1 protein-coding gene is annotated in these 1,021 nt (G+C 45.2%); it reads left to right on the top strand.

The features are described 5' to 3' along the window. On the top strand, positions 1-369 hold a 369-nt coding region (locus M3200_RS06875), incomplete at its 5' end, for a hypothetical protein (protein WP_288178206.1). Positions 370-1,021 lie beyond the last annotated feature (652 nt).

Consider the following 1,021-nt stretch of genomic DNA (forward strand, 5'->3'; position numbering starts at 1 on the left):
AGGGAAAGAAATAGGAAAATAGAAAAAGAAATAGGGAAAAGGAATTCAAAAAAGAGAAAAGCAATTCAAAAAGGAGACCCATCGAAGGCCTCCTTTTTGAGTGGGGGAACGAGGTTGCATGGTTTTCCTTTTCTTCAGCCGAAGGCTGGTTTAAGGGTGTTAACCTTGCTCCGAAGGAGAAGGTCCTGGCGGAGCCAGGGGATGAGATGCAGTTCTTGCAGCATTGCTGCGGTTGTAAAGGTTTTCGCTTGCTGCTTCCGCAGCGCCGCAAAAATGCCAAGGTACGCCTTCTTATCAATAAGCTCTTTTATAAGTACACCGTACAACCTCGCTTCGCTCGCAGAACCATATATAAAGCCCAATGAATAATCAACCCTATCCGAGCGGCATCAGCAACGGGGCCGCCCACCTTCCCCGTCTGGGAAGGCGAGTATATACCACACAACCTCACTCCGTTCGCAGAAATACAACTCATCCGCCCGACATCAGAATTTGAGGTCGCGCACCTTCTCTGCTAGAGCAAGGTCAAGTTCAAAACCACACAACCTCGCTTCGCTCGCAGAACCATTTATAAAGCCCAATGAATAATCAACCCTATCCGTCCGGCATAAGTATTTGAGGCCGGACGCCTTCCCCGTCTGGGAAGGCGAGTAAAAGAAAAGCCCATGCCTTTTCAAAACTCTCCCTCTCTCCACAATATCTAGTCCTCTTTTTCTCTCCCTGCCACTAAATTTCGTCAGCAATGCACTTCATTTGCGTCAGGAAAGATTTCCTTCAAAAAAGAGTAAAAAATCATCAAAAAACCTGTTGACAGATATAGGGGTCGCTGTTATAATTATATACGCTTAAGCCGAGAGATGAGCGAGCTGAAACGTGCGATGATCTCTAGGAATAAGCGGTTATCTTCATAAGTTTTCAGACAGCTCTTCGCTGAAAGAAATTTCAAAAAAGAGTTTGACAAAAACGAAAACGCGTGATAAGATAATCAAGTCGCTTGAAGAGCGATGATTCTTTGAAAACT

Origin of the sequence: Dialister sp. CAG:357 (assembly GCF_000435155.1) — a bacterium.
GTDB lineage: Bacteria > Bacillota > Negativicutes > Veillonellales > Dialisteraceae > Dialister > Dialister hominis.